Raw genomic sequence first — 17,121 nt, forward strand, 5'->3', positions numbered from 1 at the left:
GCTACTTCCTGGCGCGCTGGCGCTGGCGCTTGAGGCTCTCCAGCTGCCGCCTGGCCCGGTCCTGCGCGGCTTCCACCTGGGACTGCGCCGTCGCGGGCCCCTGCCGCGCGAAACGCGCCAGGGTGCTGATGGTGGGGTGCTCCAGCAGCTTCAGCAGGGGCAGGTCCTGTCCCAGCACCGACTTGAGCTGGGTGTGCACCTGCACCATCAGGAGCGAGTGGCCGCCCAGGTCGAAGAAGTTGTCGTGCACGCCCACCTGCTCCACACGGAGGACGCTGCGCCACACCTGGGCAATCTGCTCCTCCAGCTGCCCCTGCGGCGCCACGAAGGCCGCTTTCGCGGAGCGCACCACGTTCGGCGCGGGCAGGGCCTTGCGGTCCACCTTGCCATTGGGCGTCAGCGGGAGCGCCGGCAGCTCCATGACGAGCGACGGAACCATGTGCTCCGGCAACCGCTGAGCCAGGGCGTCGCGCAGCGCGGACGCCTCCACCGTGGCGCCCTGCGCGGGCACCACGTAGGCCACGAGCCGCACGTCGCCGGGCACGTCCTCGCGCGCCACCACCACCGCCTCGCGCACCGAGGGCTGGGCGGTGAGCGCCGCCTCGATTTCCCCTGCCTCGATGCGGAAGCCACGCACCTTGAGCTGGTGGTCCACGCGGCCGAGGAACTCCATGGTGCCGTCGGGCCGCCACCGTGCGCGGTCCCCCGTGCGGTACAGCCGGGCCCCGGGCTCACGGGCCCAGGCATCCGGGATGAAGCGCTCCGCCGTCAGCTCGGGCCGGCCCAGGTAGCCACGCACCACGCCCGCGCCGCCGATGTACAGCTCACCCGCCACGCCCACCGGCGCCGGCTGCAGCCGTGCGTCGAGGACGTACAGGCACGTGCGCAGCAACGGCGTGCCGATGGAGACGACGGCCGCCGTCTCCTCCGGGGCCACGCGCGCCGTGGAGGACCAGATGGTCGTCTCCGTGGGGCCGTACATGTTGAGCAGCTCGGCGGACTCCGGCAGCGCCTTGCGCAGGGACGCGGCCAACGCGCCCGGAAGGGCCTCGCCGCCCACCATCAGCCGTTGCAGGCCGCCCAGCGCCTCGACGGACTCGGGCTCGGACAGCAGCGCGCGCGCCAGGGACGGCGTGCACTGCAGGTGCGTCACGCCGTGCTCGCGGAGCTGCTCGGGAATCGTCTTCGCCGTGCCCGCGCGGCGGCTGTCCCGCACGCAGCGCTGCCGCACCTCGTCCAGCAGCGGCAGGCTGGCCAGCACCGTGTCGGCGGGAATGCCGAAGTCGATGAGGCAGCCCACCTCGTCCACGCCCAGGGCCTGGAGCTGCCCGACGCGCTCACGCACCGAACGCGGCGTGCCGAACAGGCCGCTCGTCTCGAAGTAGCGGTCGAAGGCATGGCCGGCGAGCCGGTCCAGGTCCGCCTCCGTGGCCGAATCCATGTCGATGCCCAGCGTGCTCCCCAGGCCCCGCATCAGGTCGGCCGAGCTCTTGAGGTAGTTGCGGAAGGGCTGCTCCACCACCTCGCGCACCTTCGCCATGTCCTCGCCGATGAAGGTGTGCAGCATGAGGGTGACGTGGCCCTCGCCCGCGTGGCCCGCGTCTCGCCAGGCCTGACGGTAGAGCGACAGCTTCTTCTCCAGGTCCTCCCACGTCTGCCCCAGCAGGTGCGTGAGGATGTTGCACCCCAGCCGGCCCGCGGTGATGAACGTCTCCGGGTTTCCCGCGGCGGTGAGCCACACGGGCAGCTCCGCCTGCACGGGACGAGGGCGCAGCTTCACATCCACCTGCGCGCCGCCACCGCCCGGGAAACGCACCGTCTCCCCACGCCACAGCCGGCGCACGGTGTCGATGCCTTCCATCATCAGCTCGCGGCGCTTCTCGTACTTCTCCGGCGCGAAGACGAAGTCATTGGCGTGCCAGCCAGAAGCGACGGAGATGCCCACGCGCCCGCCGGACAGGTTGTCCACCAGGGACCACTCCTCCGCCACGCGCACGGGATGGTGGAGTGGCAGCACCACGCTGCCCGCGCGGATGGCCACGCGCTTCGTCACGGTGGCGACAGCCGCGCCCACCACGGAGGGATTGGGGTACAGGCCGCCGAAGGCGTGGAAGTGGCGCTCCGGCGTCCACACCGCCGCGAAGCCGTGGGTGTCCGCGAACTTCGCGCCCTCCAGCAACAGCCGATAGCTGCTCTCTCCGCGCGACACCTCCGCGTCATCCGCGAAGTAGAACAGGCTGAAGTCCATGGGGCGCTTCCGGGCCCCCGCCGCGCGAGCGGGCGCCTTGAGTGAGGCCCCCTCCCCTTGCACCACCACCTTGAAGCCACGGGTGAGCGTCCACAGCAACTCCAGGACGGAGATGTCGAAGGAGATGCTGGTGACGGCCAACCAGGCGCCCGCGGGCGGGTGGCCCACGCGCACGTCCATGGCGGCGAAGAAGTTGGCCACGCCCCCGTGCGGCACCACCACGCCCTTGGGCCGTCCCGTGGAGCCCGACGTGTAGATGACATACGCCGCGTTGTCGGGCGTGGTCCCCAGGGCCAGCGGTGACGCCGGCGCCGCCGCGTAGGGCTCCGCCGTATCCAGCAGCACGGTGTGCAGGCCGGACACGGGCAGCGTCCCCGCCAGATGGGACTGCGTGACGAGCACGCGCGCGCCCGAGTCCTCCAGCATGTACGTGAGCCGCTCCCGGGGATAGTCCGGGTCCAGGGGCACGTAGGCGCCGCCCGCCTCGAGGATGCCGAGCATCCCCGCCACCATCTCCACCGAGCGCTCGGCGCACAGGCCCACGCGCACCTCGGGGCCCACGCCCAGGCCTCTCAGGTGCAAGGCCAGCGCGGACGCACGACGCGCCAGCTCCGCGTAGGTGAGCGTCCCGTCCTCGGCGACCACCGCCACCGCGTCGGGCGTGCGGGCGGCCTGCTCACGGAACTGCGCGTGGATGCAGTGCGAAGGGTCCTGGGAGAGCGGCGCCGTGAAGTCGTTCCAGCGCTCCAACAGAGAACGGCGCTCCGCCTCGTCGAGCAGCGGAAGGTCCTCCACGCGCGCGTCCGGAGCAGCGACGATGCCCCTCAGCAACGCCTCCAGGTGGCCCGCGAGCCGCGCCATCGTCTCCGCCGAGAAGAGGTCCGAGCGGTACTCCAGCGCGCCCTCCAGCCCTCCTGGCGTCTCCACGACGGCGAGCTGCAGGTCGAACTTCGCCGTGCCCTCCACCGCGCCGTCCGGCACGGGCAACACCGGGCGCCACTGCATGCCCGGCACGTCCAGGTCCACCGGCGGCAGGCTCTCCAACACCAGGTTCGCCTGGAACAGCGGGTTGTCGCCGCCGCGGACCGCGCGCGACGCGCCCACCACTTCCTCGAAGGGCAGGTCCGCGTGGGCCAGGGCCTCGTGGAACGTGTGGCGCATGCGGCCCAGCAGCTCCCGGAAACGGGGCGCGCCAGACACGTCCGCGCGGAGCACCAGCGTGCTGGCGAAGAACCCCACCACGTCACGCAGCTCGGCCCGGTCCCGCTGCGCGAAGATGGTGCCCAGGCCGAAGTCGTCCTGACCGCTGTAGCGGTGCAGCAGCGCCGCCCAGGCCGCCGCCAGCGTGACGAAGAAGGTACAGCCCTCGCTCCGACCCACCGCCTTGAGCGAATCCACCAGCTCGGCCGGCAGCGCGAAACGGTGGAGCGCGCCGCGGAAGCCCGGCTCCCGGGGACGCGGGAAGTCCGTGGGCAACTCCAGACGCGGCAGGTTCTCCAGCTTCCGCGCCCAGTAGGCACGCTGCCCGTCCAGCGCGCCGCCCAGCCCGCGCTGCCAACGCGCGTAGTCCACGTACTGCAAGGCGGGCGCGCCCAGCGACGCGGCGGCGCCAGCCACCTCCGCGCGGTACAGCGCGGCCAGCTCCCGGGCCAGGACGCCAATGGACCAGCCATCGGTGACGATGTGGTGCTGGGTCATCAGGAGCACGTGCTCCTGGTCCTCCAGCGCCACCAACGCCGCACGCACCAGCAGCCCCTCCGACAGATTGAAGGGCGCCTCGCCCTGGGCCCGGGCCAGCAGATTCAGCCGTGCGTCACGCTCGGCGGGCGACAGCGCCCGCAGGTCCTCGCGGGCCACGTCCAGCGGACGCAGGGACGGCAGGAGCTGTTGCGGCTGGCCCTCCACTTCGGGGAAGGCCGCGCGCAGCACCGCGTGACGCGACAGGAGCCCTTGCAGCGCACGCTCCAGCGCGGACACGTCCAGCGCCCCGGAGAGCCGGAGCTGGAAGTGGACGTTGTACAGCGCGCTCTCCGGCACCAGCCGGTCCAGGAACCACAGGCGCTGCTGACCGGGAGACAGCGGCAGTTCGCCCTCCAGCGAGCCGGCCTTCAGCGGCGGCGCGGCGGGCGCGGCGGTGCCCTTCCACGCGTCCACCAGATGCGCGGCGGCGGCCCCCAGCGTCGGGTGCTGCCAGAGGAAGGCCACGGGCAGCGACACACCGAGTTCCTCTTCCAGCCGGCCGTGCAGCTCCAGCGCCATCAGCGAGTCGAGCCCCAGGCTGGCCAGCGACGTCTCCGGCGCCAGGGACGCGGGCGCCGTGCGCAGCACCCGCACGGCCTCCCCGCGGAGGAAGTCCACCAGCAGCGCCGGACGGACCTCCTCGGACGCCAGGGCCAGGCGCTCGCGCAGGGGCGCGGACGGCATGGAAGGCTCGGTCTCCGGCACCGGAGCGGCCTCCTCGCCCGACACCTCCACCACCTCCAGCGAGCCCGCCAGGAAGCCATCACGACAGGCGCGGCGCTGAATCTTCCCGCTCGACGTCTTCGGGATGCTCCGGGCCTGGAGCAGCACCACCGTGTGCGCATGCACCTGGTGCTCATCGGCCAGCGCGCGGCGCAGGGCGCCCACCACCGCCGCGCCGTCGAAGCCTTCGCGCACGTCGACCTCGGAGACCACCACCAGCCGCTCCTCCCCCTCCACGTCCACGGAGAAGGCGGCGCTGCAGCCGGGACGCACCGCGCGGTGCGCGCGCTCCGCGGTCATCTCCAGGTCCTGCGGATACAGGTTCCGGCCCCGGACGATGAGCAGATCCTTGAGACGGCCGGTGATGAAGAGCTCGCCCTCCGGCGACAGGAAGGCCAGGTCCCCGGTGCGGAGGAAGGGCCCCTCGCCATTGGCGAGCCGCGCGCCGAACGCATGCGCCGTCTCCTCCGGACGATCCCAATACCCACCCGCCACGCTGGGGCCAGCGACCCAGACCTCACCCACCTCGTTCGAGGCCCGAGGCACCCGCGTCTCCGGGTCCACGATGAGCAGCCGCTGGTCCGGCGCGCCCTGACCCGAGGACACCAGCGTGCGCGCCGTGGGCCCCTCCGCCGCGTCGGACGCGGGCTTCGCGCGCCCCAGCTCCAGCGAGCCGGTGTCGTAGCGCTCCTGCACACACAGCGTTCCCTTCACGCCGCCGCTGACGATGAGCGTCGCCTCGGCCAGGCCGTAGCAGGGATAGAAGGCCTCGCGCCGGAAGCCAGCGGGCGCGAACGTCTCCGCGAAGCGCTCCATCGTCTCGCGCCGCACGGGCTCCGCGCCGTTGAAGGCCAGGTCCCAGTGGCTCAAATCCAGACGGGCCACGTCTTCGGCGCGGGCCTTTCGCACGCACAGGTCGAAAGCGAAGTTGGGTCCACCACTGACCGTCCCCTTGAAGTGGGAGACGGCCTCCAGCCAGCGCAAGGGCCGCTGAAGGAACGCGATGGGTGACATCAGCATGCACGGGAAGCCCAGGTAGAGCGGCTGCAACACCTTTCCGATGAGCCCCATGTCATGGAACATGGGCAACCAGCCCACGCCCACCGAGCGCTCCGCCTGCAACCCGAAGTCACGCGTAATCAACGACTCGTTGTGGAGGATGTTGGCGTGGCTGACCTTGACGCCCTTCGGGTTGCCCGTGGAACCCGACGTGTATTGCAAGAAGGCCAGCGAGTCGGACGTCAGGTCCGGGCGCTTCCAGTCCGCGGCCTCGGCTTCCGGCACCGCGTCACTGGCAATCCACTGCAACTCACCCAGCTCGGGCGCCTGCGGCGTGAGGAACTCCGCCATCTCCTGGATGGTGCTCGTCGTCAGCACATAGCGCGCGCCACAATCCCGGGCGATGGCGCGGAGGCGCGGCAACGTGCGCTCCAACCGCGTGGGGTCCGGCGGGTAACACGGCACGGCGATGACGCCGCCATACAGACAGCCCATGAAGCCCGCGACGAACTCCAGGCCCGGCGGGTAGAGCAGCAGCGCCCGCTCCCCCTGCGCCCCCAGGGCACGCAGCCGAGCCCCCAGCGACCGCGCCCGTGAATCCAGCCGCCGGTAGGTCCACTCCTCCACCGGGCCGTCCACGTCTCCCGTCTCCAGGAAGCGATACAACAGCGCGTCGCCTTGAGACTCGGCGCGTTGACACAACACGTCCACCAGGGTGGGGAAACGGTGAGCTCGCGGCTCGATGTGCTCGGTCATGTCTTCTCCTGCGCTGGACACGGCCCGGGCTGACACACGGCCACGACATCCGGCTGAGCACGGAGAACCCCCCGGCAAACATCTTCCGGCCAAGGCCCCCCGAGACAACGTGCCGCTTCGCCCGGAAGAGGAAGCACGCTCGTACCTCGCTTGAGCCCGCCCCCTTGATACAGCGCAGCTTGTGCCACCGCCCTTGCCTGTTTGTCCATATAAACGATAAGAACGATTATTACAGCGATAGCGGTTCCTGATAAAAAGAACGCGGTATCCAGGTAGACGTCCTGGCCGTGCTCACGAAGACTCTAGCCATGCATCTGACACCGAGCGGCGCACGCCCGCGGAAGGCCCGCTGACGGCATGGCATTCTCAAGCAGGAACGTCGTCACGAACCCTGCCCGGGTCTTCAGTCTCATCTGGCTGGGTCAGCTCATCTCGTCGCTGGGGACGGGGCTCACCCAGTTCTCGGTGGGTGTCTACGTCTACCAGAACAGCGACTCCGTCACGGAGTACTCGCTGGCGTCGTTCTTCGGGTTCCTCCCGATGGTGTTGCTCGCCCCCGTCGCGGGCTCCATGGTGGACCGCAGCAACCGTCAGCGGGTGATGTTGCTGGCGGACCTGGGCGCGATGACAGCCATCGGGTTGATGTGGTGCCTTGTCGCGGCGGACCGCGCCGGGCTGTGGCCCCTTCAAAACTGGCACTTCTATCCCCCGCTGGCGATGAGCGCCGCCTTCAGCACCTTCCGCGTCCTGGCCTTCTCCACGACCACGCCGCTGCTGGTCTCCAAGCAGAACCTGGGCCGGGCCAACGGCATGGTGGAACTGGCCATGAGCGCGGGCCAGCTCCTGGGCCCCGCGCTGGCGGGCGTGCTGGTGGTGCGCATCGGCTTGCAAGGTGTGCTGCTCATCGACATGGCGACCTTCCTCTTCGCCGTGGCCACGCTGCTGAGCGTGCGCATCCCCCAGCCCGAACCAGACGCCGCGCGGACCGAGGCCAGGAAGTCGCTGTGGACGGACATCGCGCTGGGCTGGCGCTTCATCCGCGAGCGCACCGGCCTGCTCGGACTGCTGGGCTTCAGCTCCGCCGTCAACCTGATCACCGTGCTGGTGACGGTGCTCATCACCCCGCTGGTGTTGAGCTTCACGGACCCGACGACGCTGGGCCTGGTGGTGTCCTGCTCCGGCGTCGGCATGGTGGCGGGTGGAATCACCATGGGCGTCTGGGGCGGCCCGAAGCGGCGCATCCGGGGCGTGCTGGGCGCGGAGCTCGTCGCGGGAGTGGCCTTGCTGGCCGCGGCGCTCCCCGCCAGCGTGTTCGTCGTCGCCTGCGCCGCCTTCGTGTTCATGTTCACCGCGCCGGTGGCCATGGGCTGCTCGCAGGCCATCTGGCAGAGCAAGGTGCCTCCCGCCATCCAGGGACGGGTGTTCGCCACGCGCCGGATGCTCGCGCTGGTCGCCCCACCCATCGCCGCACTGCTCGCGGGCCCGTTGACGGACAAGGTCTTCGACCCCTGGATGGCAGCGGACGGCGCCCTGGCCAACACCTTCGGCCAGATTCTGGGCACCGGCCCGGGCCGGGGCATCGCCCTGCTCTACGTCGTCCTGGGCCTCCTGCTGGCAGGCTGCGTCATGCTGACCGCGTCCTCCCCGCGCGTGCGCGGCGTGGAAGACGAGCTCCCAGACGCGCTGCTGCCCCAGGGTATCCCCGCAGCGCAACAGCAAGCCTGAGCCGCCGCCGCGCGTCCGCTGGTCAACGCTTCGCGCCCGGCGGCACCGACAGCTTATTCTTGTTTTACAGACTGCCGTACAGTCCTTGCGGCTCCGGCCCCGGAGCCAAGGCCTCCGCCCGCCCCAGGCGTGGCGCGCCCGAGAAACCCTCGACCGCAAGGAGCACAAGCATGTCCGGCAAGTTCGTGTCACGCAGTCTGGCCCTGCTGGGAATCTGTGGGGGCCTGAGCGCCCTGGGAGGCTGTGGCGGCGCCGAGCCAGTGCCCGCCACCCTCGAACCAGTGGGTCAGGTGGAAGGCGCCGCCATTGTCGACACCATCACCGAAGGCACCTACGTCATCCGCTCGGTGATGACGAACAAGTGCATCGACGTCGCCTCGTCGAGCACGGCGGACGGCGCCAAGGTGCAGCAATGGGATTGCAACGGCACGAATGCGCAGCGCTTCCGCGTCACGCCCACGTCCGGGGGCTACTTCAGCATCATCAACGTGAACAGCAACAAGGCGCTCGACATCAAGGAGGTGAGCACCGCGCCGAACGCGCGGGTCCACCAATGGAGTTATGGCGGCGGAGCGAACCAGCAGTTCCGCTTCGTGAAGGAAGTGGGCAGCGAGTTCAGCATCCGCGCGCGTCACACGGACATGGCCATTGACGTGTACTGGGGCAACACGGCCAATGGCACGGAGCTGGTGCAGTACCCCTACGAACAGCGCACGAACCAGCGCTGGACGTTCGACCGCATCGACGGGGGCGGTGGCAACCCCGGCACGGGGCTGGCCGCCATCCTGAGCGAGTCCACGTTCAACGCCATGTTCCCGAACCGGAACCCCTTCTACACGTACAGCAGCCTCATTGCCGCCGCGAACACCTTCCCGGCCTTCGCCAACACGGGCTCGCTGGAGACGCGCAAGCGCGAGGTGGCGGCCTTCTTCGCCAACACGGCCCATGAGACGGGCAACTACGTGTACGTGGAGGAGATCAATCGCGGTGACTACTGCGGCTCATGGGGTCCGCCGGGCTGCTACTGCGTCGCGGGCAAGAAGTACTACGGACGTGGGCCCATCCAGTTGTCCTGGAACGGCAACTACTGCGCCGCCGGCGCCGCGTTGGGGCTGCCGCTTCACACCAACCCGGACCTGCTGGCCCAGGACGCCAACGCCGCGTGGCGCTCCGCCTTCTGGTTCTGGACCACGCAGGCCGGCGCCGGAACCATGTCCGCGCACCGCGCCATGGTCGACGGCCACGGCTTCGGTGAGACCATCCGCACCATCAATGGCTCGCTGGAATGCAATGGTGGCAACCCGGGCCAGGTGCAGAGCCGCATCAACAACTATCAGCACTTCACCAACATGCTCGGCGTGAGCCCTGGCGGCAACCTGGGCTGCTGAGCCGCGTCACCAAGGTGGGGATGGATCGCACCTCCACCTCACGCCGAACGCCGGGCGGCCTCCTGCTCCAGGCCGCCCGGCTCCAGCACCTCGCCCCGGCAGCACCCGCGTCCGGCACCGGGCAGCCCCCTGCCCCGTCTCCCGAAGGAACGCGCTGCCGCGCCTGACGGCGCTCCCCGCGTCGACCGCGCTCCCGGAACGTCCCCCCCGAGCCGCCCTGGGTTGCATCGGACAACGCCCGTATCCGCCCCGAAGAGTGCAACTGAGGGATGGGTCTGTCTTTACCACCTGGGTGGTATGGGCAACGCGCGCCAGAACTCCTGAACAGTCCGTGTCTCGCGAAGCCCCCGCTCCTCCCCGGCTGGCAGGGCAGGAGACCACGCAGTGCATCACAACATCAGACACGGAAGCAGGGTGTCTTCGCAGACGCCGAGTCCGCGACGACCTGCGCCGTTGGCAAACCTGACTCGCCCAAGCCAACGAATGGAGCCCAGGTGCATTGACTCCACTGTCTGCATTACCGTCCATGAACATACCACCCGGGAGGTACAGACACGCGGCGCGCCTGCCAGGAACCATTTGGGTGGCGCAGATGCATGTTTCCGTCGAACTCACCAGTGCGGCTCCGAAGGAGCACATGCGCGCACGTATTGAGCGCGTCCACGGAAACTTCCGATGAGGAGTCAGGATGGGAATTCCAACACGAGACGAGGACGTCGCGTTGCATGCGCGCATCCTCCAGCGAGAGTCGGTGGCGAACGTGGACGCGTTTGCGGTCTTCGTCGACCCCATCATCGCGGCCGTGAAGTACGCCCGAGGATGCACCCACGAAATGGCCCGTGACGCCGCCATCGACGTGTTGCTCGACTACCTCGAGGCCCCCGAGCGCTTTGACCCGCAGCGAGGTCGCCTGTTCGCCTACCTGGCGCAATCCGCGAAGAACACGGTCACTGACTGGCAGCGCTCGGCGACGAGGCGCCAGGCGCGCGAAGAAAAATTCGGCCTCCTTTTCGAACTTCTGGGGAGGTCTCCGAAAGACTGTTTGGAGCAATCCGCGGAGGTGAAGCGCGTCGTGGAACGCATCGAACAATCCGACCTGTCCCAGGTGGACCGCGCGTTCCTCGGACTCATGCTCCAGGGAGAACGGTCGACCCAGCGGTTCGCCGAGGTGCTCGGCCTGGGCGCGCTCCCCGCAGTCGACATCCAGCGCGAAGTGAAGCGCAACCGTGACCGCATCATGAAGTGGCTGGTGCGCTTTGGAAGGGAGGTTTTCGGTGACGAATCCTGATTGGCTTGAGACTGCGGCCAGGCGGAGCACAGAGAAAGCCTGGATGCTTGGCCATGCGTTCGAGCGTTACCGCGCGATTGAAGGCATCACCACCACGGACCTCGCGAACGAACTGGGTTGCTCGCTGGAAGCGCTTCACTGGCTGTCCCTCTGCCGACGTCCCGTTGGCGCTTCTTTTGCCAGGCAGACCATCGCGGTCGCTCAGCGCTTCGCGGTCAACGAGCGGGTCCTGGTCCGAGTGCTTCGACACGTCGAGGTCATCGACGCCCTGACATCCGATGACGAAGGCGAGGCGGTGACCGGCGCCCGGCGCATCCAAATCGCGGCCAGGGACCGGATTCGTGACGATGAGGATACTCCATGATGGGTCGTTGGCTGGATGAGGCCATGGCCATCAGTGGGCTCCAGGAGTGCACTGCCTATCCGCGCGACCTGGCCGTAGAGGCCCCCTACCAGCTGTCCGTGGAGACGGTGCCCATCCCCAGGCTCACGACAGCGCACGTGGCGGATTGGACATCGAAGCGGAAGGTTCCACATCCCATCTCCGACACCCACCGGGACATCTACGGGTGCATGGTCGCCTGGAAAGGGAGCGCCCTGCTCTTCCACGACACGGGTGACTCGGAGGATGAACAGCGCTTCACCGTGGCACATGAGGTCGCGCACTTCGTGCTCGACCACGTGATTCCCCGCGAGCGAGCCCTGCGCTACTTCGGAGAAGGAATCCGCCCCGTCCTCGACGGAAAGCGAGACGCCAGCCTGGAGGAAAGACTGTCTTCGGTTTTCGGGCAGGTCCCACTGGGCGTCCAGGTCAAGCTCATGGACAGGACCCCATCCGGGCACCTTGCCTCCGGAGCCATTGCGGAAGCCGAACGGCGTGCCGACCGGCTTGCGCTCGAGTTCCTCGCGCCAGCAGAGCTCGTGCGGCGGATGCTCCGTACCACCCCGGGAGAAGACGGCGTCCTGCGGGTGGCCAGCCGCTTCGGTCTCCCTGAAGACAAGGCCAGGGGCTATGCCCACGCGCTCATGCGACAGGAGCGCGCCCAGCGATTCTCCATCATCGAATTTCTTGGCGAAGACAGGAGCTAGGCATGGCGGGTGGTTTTCACGCCGAAGACGGAGCGGACCTCGTCGGTGACGACGACTTCTTCGACGCGTTTGGAGAGGATCTGCGGACGACGCTCAACCTCGACACATGGTCGCAGGGGCTCGACCTGGAGAGCGTCATGGCGCGGTTCCGAAAGGAAATCGCCAGTGCCGTGGACAAGGAGGGCGCCGTGAAGAAGATCATCCGGCAACAAGTCCTCCCGAAAATCTCCGCGAACGCTCGCGGTGGTGCCAAAGAGGCTGGAGTCTACCGGGCCACGCCCGAAGAACTGGCCACGGTCCATCAGAGCCTGCTCTTCTCTGGGAAGGTGGAGGCCGTCAACAGCATCTCGACGAGTCACGAGAGCCTGCCAATTGGAATCACCCAGATTGGAATCGCCGCGGTGGGTTACGGAGGGACGAGCGGAACATTTTCCCAGCGGCTGTTCCGGAAGGAGATGTCGGACCAGCGTTCGAATCCCGTTCAAGAGGCACTCGCGTGCATCAACCAGCGGATGGACAGGTCGGCCAGTCCTCGCGAGCGGTCGCTTTCCAAACTGGCTCGTCGCGGTATCAAGACCTACGCCGAACGGGCCGTGCTCGTGGACAAGTCCGAAGCGGAGTGGCGTATCGGGCATGGCAATCCATGCGCTTATGAACTGATCACAGGCTCGGGTTACATGGGCCTCCTGCGCGAATCCATCCATGTGCTCAGGCGCCTCATCCTCCAGCAGAAGAAGTTCGTGTTCGTTCCGAGCACGCTCGAGGAGCGAGGCATCCTGACCATCGGTCATGCGCTCCAGGCTGGCGAGTACGTCATCTTCGAAACGCTCGAGCGCTATGGGAAGCGGGTCATCGAGCAATGGAAGTACGGGGACCGCAGCCAGAACTTCGCGGCGAGGTTCGTTCAGGAATGCTGCCCCGAGGTCATCTCCGGTGTGTTTCGCGCATCTGAGCGAACCCCTCCCCGCTCATTCTATGCGCATCGCGACCACGTCCACCTCGCGGCGCGAGTCGCCATGGCGGACAGCATCCTCCGACCCGATCGGGGATTCCCCATGCTGCTCGATGTCGCGGAAGCGTCGTGCCGGAGCGCCTTCGGTGAGGATGGGTTCATGGGTCTCGTGCATGACGCCTATGCCCAGGCAGGAGCCAACCTCGAGTTCTTCAACGAACACACCAAGAGCCATTAGGCCAGGGGGACCATGAACATGGCTGACGACGGCAGGGGGCAACGCGCGCCGGGTGCCGGAACTTTCCGGGGGCAACCCGTCGCATCAGGACAGGCTGTGACCCGGTCGGGTGACGTGTCGGAGGATCCAGGCAATTGGGGCGATCCACCGCCCGGCCACCGCGCGGCGAGGCCCCCCAACGGTCCCACACGGCCCGGCCCGATGCCGAACATGGGCGTAGGCCGGCCGCCGCCCGGGAAGAATGGACAGCACCGCCCTGTCCCCACGGCGGCAGCCCCCGTCATGAATGGCAAGGCCCCTGGGCCCGTGGCTCCGCGGGAGCCTGACGGTGCGGTCGTTCGACCGACCCCCACCAAGACGCTGAACGAGCTCGACGAACTCAGGAACCAGGCCCATACCGGTCCCCAGGTGGATCCAGAGCTGGCAGCGGCGGTGGGATTCACCCACTTCGACGTCACCTCCAGCCAGGACAACCTCATCACCGTGTTGCTCACGCGCGAGGATTTGCACCTGCTCGCGTCGCAGACGCTGGTCCGGGTGAGGTCGAGGGAGGACAACCGCGCCTACCTGGGCGTCGTCGTGCGGGGCCCCTTCGCGGAACCGAACGCGGTGCCCGCCAACTCCACCATGGCCATTGGCGTGGTCACCCACGGCAAGAAGCTGGCGTACACATTCGACTATCACGGGCGCGCGGAGATTGAGATTGTCGGAGAGGAAGTCGAAGGCACGCTGAAGCCTCCCCGCTTCCGGCCCCGGCCGCAGAGCCCCGTCTTCCTGCTCGACGAGGCGGAGAGCGCTCGCGTGCTGGGCGTCGGCGGCGACATGTGCCTGGGGCTGGTGGTCGGGTACGAAAAGATGGAGGCCCGGCTCAATCCCCGGGACAAATCCATCCTCCCACGCCACACGGGCATCATCGGAACCACGGGCGGCGGCAAGTCCACCACGGTGGCCACGCTCATCCACCGAGCCCAAGCGGATGGCATCGCGACCATCGTCTTCGACGTGGAGGGTGAATACACGCACGTGGACCAGCCCACCGACCATGCCGCCATGCTCGAGGCGCTCAAACGGCGAGGCCAGCGTCCGCAGGGCGTCAAGGACTTGCACATCCACCACCTCACCGGGCGAGACAGCCTCAATCCGCGGCACCGGAACAAGCACTCGTTCTCGCTCAAGTTCTCCAGCCTGTCTCCGTACGCGCTCGCGGAGATTCTCGACATGTCGGACGCACAGCAGGAGCGGTTCCTCAAGGCCTACGACGTCACCAAGCTCTTGCTCGAGGACTTCAACATCTACCCGCAGACGGAAGAGGAGCGCCGCCAGGTCCTCGACGTGGACGAATTGTCCACGGGCTTTCCGCACATGACCATCGACCACGTGCTGGACGTGGTCAGCGCGTACATCTACAGCCTCAGTGACGAAGGCAAATCGGAGACGCGTGGCAGGTCACGCGCCACCCCTCGGAAGCAGGCGTCCCTGCTCGAGGAGAACGACGACGCGGAGGCCGACCCGGACGTCACTGCCAAGGCGCCATCGCGCGGACTGATGCTGCGCACCGAGTTCAAGAGCAACTTCGGCCGCGTCATGGCGCGCGTCATGGCCCAGAGCAGCCGGCACGAAATCAGCTGGAAGGCCCTGGCCAGCAAGCTCCACCGGCTGCGGCGCCTGGGCATCTTCGACGTGGGTCACGAGCAAGGCGTGGACTATGAGTCCATGCTCACACCCGGGCGCGTTTCCGTCATCGACCTGTCAGACACGGACTCACCGCAGCTCAACAACCTGGTCATCGCAGACATCCTGCGAGGCCTCCAGGAGGCGCAGGAGCGACGCTACGAGCGGGCCAACGCGAAGGACCAATCCGTCACGCCGGTCCTCATCATCATCGAAGAGGCCCACGAGTTCCTCTCCGCGAACCGCATTGCCCAGATGCCCGTGCTCTTCGAGCAGGTGGCGAAGATCGCCAAGCGGGGCCGCAAGCGCTGGATGGGGCTCGTCTTCGTCACCCAGCTTCCGCAGCACCTGCCCAACGAGGTGCTGGGCCTCATCAACAACTTCGTCATCCACAAGATCGCCGACAGCTCTGTCATCTCGCGCATGCAGAAAACCGCGGGCAGCATCGACGAGAGCCTCTGGAACCGGGTGTCACGGTTGGCCCCCGGTCAGGCACTGGTGTCGTTCAGCAACTTCACCCGGCCGCTGATGGTCGCGGTGGACCCCGCACCGGTGAAGCGGCTGCTGGTGGAGTGACACGTGCCTCGCGTTTCATCCTCCTGACACCTTGGGTGCGGGGGGACTGGACGCGCGGGCCAGCCCTGGCCAGAAAGCGGACATGAACCGACACATGAAGGCCGCGCTCGCGGTCGTGGCCCCGCTGCTCCTCACGGCTTGCAGCGGAACCTCCGACGATGACGGCGATGCCTGCGCACAGGTGCGGGTGTTCGCTCGGCCTGCCTCGGGCGGCGCCGAGTGCCGGAGCTTCGCGACGCCGTGCGACGTGCCTCAGGGGTACGTCGAATGCTGCGGTGCATTCCATGGCGATTGCGTGTCGCCGGGGACACGCTGCGTGGACGACCCGCTGGATGCCTGCTCGCCTGGCTCGGGAGCAACGGACTGCCCCGGCATCTGCCAGTGACGCCGGGCGCGGGAGACTACGACGTCTTGTTCTTCTCGCCGGAGGACCTCGACGCGTCCTGCCCCTCCCTCTTCCGGTAGCCCCAGGTGGAGCTCCACATGCCGGGCCCAGTGAAGATCACGGTGATGAGCGTCATCACCGCTGCGCCGATCAGAATCTCGACCACCATGCCGCGCACTCCCCTCCGCACGAACTGTCCGTACGGTAATCTCGAAACCCACCGCCGTGCGTCCTCATGCCGTAACGCCCAGCAGTAGGCAATGCGCGTGAGATTAGGACGTCTCCTAGCGACGCTGCGCCCCGCCTGCCTGCCCGCGCCAGGGCCTCGATGGGGTAGTCTCACGGCCCCATGTCACGCCCCCTTCCCTCTGCGTCGAGGGACCGCAAGCGCCTCCGCGCCGCGGCCCTGCTGGCCGCCCTCTTGTCGCTGTCCGCCTGTGAGGGGCGTGAAACACCACCGGGGCCGAATGAACCGTGTGTCGGGGCTGCTTGTGGACCACAGCAACCGCCCGACACCGCGCTCGAAGGCAGCGTGCGCATCGCGGCCTTCAACGTGCAGCGGCTCTTTGACACGGTGTGCGACTCCGATGCGTGCGGCGGCAGCAACTATGAGGCGCTGCCCACCCCCTCCGAGTTCGGTCTCCAGGCGGACCGGCTCGCGTCCGCCATCTCGCGACTGAACGCCGACGTGGTGCTGTTGGCGGAGGTGGAAACCCAGGCCTCGCTCGACGCGCTCACGTCACGGCTCCCCCGCTTCGGCTATTCGGAGCTGGGCGAGACGGGCGCCGCGGCGTCCGTGGACGTGGCCGTCCTCTCCGTCCACCCCATCACCGACGTCCGCGGGCATCGGGAACGCACGCTGTGGCGCCCGGATGGCTCCGCCACCCGGTTCTCCCGCGAGCTGCTGGAGGTCCACCTGGACGTGGACGGGAAGAAGGTCATCGTCTTCTCCGCGCACTTCCGCTCCAAGTCCAACGACGACGCCGGGCGCCGCTTCGCCGAGGCCGTGGCGGCGCGGGACATCGTCGCGGGCGCGGCCCAGGCGGCTCCGGACGCGCTGGTCGTCCTTGGGGGAGACCTCAACGACGTACCGGGCTCGGAGCCCATCACCGCGCTGGAGCGCGACGACGCGCTGCTGCGCGTCTCCAGCGACCGGCCAGCCAGCGAAACGTGGACGTACACCTACCACGGCGACCACCAGGCCATTGACCACCTGTACCTGGCGCGCGGCGGGGGCTCGTATGTGCCCGGCTCGTTCCGTACGGCGAGGGACCCACGGGGCGGCTATGGCGGGTCGGACCACGCCGCCGTGTACGCGGACTTCCTGCCCGCGCCCTGAGGCC

The 17,121-nt window shown here is 68.4% G+C and carries 11 protein-coding genes; 9 read left to right on the forward strand and 2 right to left on the reverse strand.

Features of this window, described 5'->3' with window-relative positions; translation table 11 throughout:
- Window position 1: 1 nt before the first annotated feature.
- Window positions 2-6,466, reverse strand: a complete 6,465-nt coding sequence (locus BLU09_RS31385) for a MupA/Atu3671 family FMN-dependent luciferase-like monooxygenase (protein WP_090494075.1) — start codon at window positions 6,464-6,466, stop codon at window positions 2-4.
- 357 nt (window positions 6,467-6,823) lie between these two features.
- Here BLU09_RS31385 and BLU09_RS31390 point away from each other — a divergent pair, with 357 nt between their 5' ends.
- The 8 genes from BLU09_RS31390 (at window position 6,824) to BLU09_RS31425 (ending at window position 15,778) form a co-directional block, all read left to right on the forward strand.
- Window positions 6,824-8,191, forward strand: a complete 1,368-nt coding sequence (locus BLU09_RS31390) for an MFS transporter (RefSeq protein WP_090494077.1) — start codon at window positions 6,824-6,826, stop codon at window positions 8,189-8,191.
- 170 nt (window positions 8,192-8,361) lie between these two features.
- Window positions 8,362-9,579, forward strand: coding sequence for a glycoside hydrolase family 19 protein (locus tag BLU09_RS31395; RefSeq protein ID WP_090494079.1), 1,218 nt, complete (start codon window positions 8,362-8,364; stop codon window positions 9,577-9,579).
- A 721-nt stretch (window positions 9,580-10,300) separates the two neighbouring features.
- Window positions 10,301-10,867, forward strand: a complete 567-nt coding sequence (locus BLU09_RS31400; protein ID WP_244172187.1) for an RNA polymerase sigma factor — start codon at window positions 10,301-10,303, stop codon at window positions 10,865-10,867.
- Window positions 10,868-10,910: 43 nt separating this feature from the next.
- The gene (locus BLU09_RS31405; protein ID WP_090494083.1) at window positions 10,911-11,231 is read left to right on the forward strand and encodes a hypothetical protein; all 321 of its coding nucleotides are present in this window, start codon (window positions 10,911-10,913) and stop codon (window positions 11,229-11,231) included.
- Window positions 11,228-11,956, forward strand: a complete 729-nt coding sequence (locus BLU09_RS31410; RefSeq protein WP_090494085.1) for an ImmA/IrrE family metallo-endopeptidase — start codon at window positions 11,228-11,230, stop codon at window positions 11,954-11,956. The genes BLU09_RS31405 and BLU09_RS31410 overlap by 4 nt, the downstream gene beginning before the upstream one ends.
- Window positions 11,957-11,958: 2 nt before the next feature.
- Window positions 11,959-13,146: a hypothetical protein gene (locus tag BLU09_RS31415; RefSeq protein WP_090494087.1), complete on the forward strand. Its 1,188-nt coding sequence runs from the start codon at window positions 11,959-11,961 to the stop codon at window positions 13,144-13,146.
- A gap of 12 nt (window positions 13,147-13,158) precedes the next feature.
- Window positions 13,159-15,393, forward strand: a complete 2,235-nt coding sequence (locus BLU09_RS31420; protein WP_090494089.1) for an ATP-binding protein — start codon at window positions 13,159-13,161, stop codon at window positions 15,391-15,393.
- 82 nt (window positions 15,394-15,475) lie between these two features.
- Window positions 15,476-15,778, forward strand: coding sequence for a hypothetical protein (locus BLU09_RS31425; RefSeq protein WP_090494091.1), 303 nt, complete (start codon window positions 15,476-15,478; stop codon window positions 15,776-15,778).
- A gap of 16 nt (window positions 15,779-15,794) precedes the next feature.
- Here the strand turns inward: BLU09_RS31425 and BLU09_RS38955 are convergent, their stop codons facing one another.
- On the reverse strand, window positions 15,795-15,947 hold the full coding sequence (locus BLU09_RS38955; protein WP_167371199.1) for a hypothetical protein: 153 nt from the start codon (window positions 15,945-15,947) through the stop codon (window positions 15,795-15,797).
- A 180-nt stretch (window positions 15,948-16,127) separates the two neighbouring features.
- Here BLU09_RS38955 and BLU09_RS31430 point away from each other — a divergent pair, with 180 nt between their 5' ends.
- Complete coding sequence (locus BLU09_RS31430) at window positions 16,128-17,117, forward strand: endonuclease/exonuclease/phosphatase family protein (protein ID WP_090494093.1); 990 nt, start codon at window positions 16,128-16,130, stop codon at window positions 17,115-17,117.
- Window positions 17,118-17,121 lie beyond the last annotated feature (4 nt).

It is taken from the genome of Myxococcus virescens (assembly GCF_900101905.1).
GTDB classification, from domain to species: Bacteria; Myxococcota; Myxococcia; order Myxococcales; family Myxococcaceae; genus Myxococcus; species Myxococcus virescens.